A 640-nucleotide genomic window follows, 5' to 3' on the forward strand; every position below is an offset into this window, starting at 1 on the left:
AATAGATTCTTATTTACTTTATAAAATGAATGAGTATCCATCTGGGTTTGAGTTATTAAAACATCATAAGTTTGAACGTAGCTAACCAGTCAGGTGTTTGCTCTGGTTCAATTCCCTAGTGAGGACTTGAATCTACGTCTGTAGGCTAATGGTGGCAATGGTTTAATTTCTCTAAATAACTGTAGTGTACTTCGCGGTATTCTTTTTAATCAGTTACACTGAATTTAGAATACTCTCGGTTTCCCTTTCTGTTTAGGATATTGCGCTACTGTGTTTTCCTACCTCTGTTTCTTAAGCATTAATGCTTCATTACTACCAACATAAGGATTTACTTTGGAACTTAAACTGGATATTAAATCAAATGCTCTTGATAGTTTTAATGAGGCTTTAGTAAAATTTGAAAGTGGGCAGCAAGGTAATCCTACTGCTTTTAAATTTTCGATACTTCATTTGTCCCACTGTCTTGAGCTTGTTTTAAAGATGTATGTTCAGACATTGGATAAGGATTTAGTCTACAGCAAGTGCTATAAACACCTTGTTAAAAAAGCTAAAGAGGATAGCGTTGATTTATTGGCTGCGCATGTGTCACTTGTAGCAAGCGGGTTTGATTTTTCGACATTGCGCGTGGGTCAGACAAATC

At 35.8% G+C, this 640-nt stretch carries 1 protein-coding gene; it reads left to right on the top strand.

Annotation, left to right across the window (positions count from 1 at the left end; all coding sequences use genetic code 11):
* Positions 1–333 precede the first annotated feature (333 nt).
* Positions 334–640: hypothetical protein (locus ACS8FD_RS21715; protein WP_439277397.1), on the top strand; the 307-nt coding region annotated here is incomplete at its 3' end.

The sequence above is a fragment of the Psychrobacter sp. 1U2 genome (genome assembly GCF_051847575.1).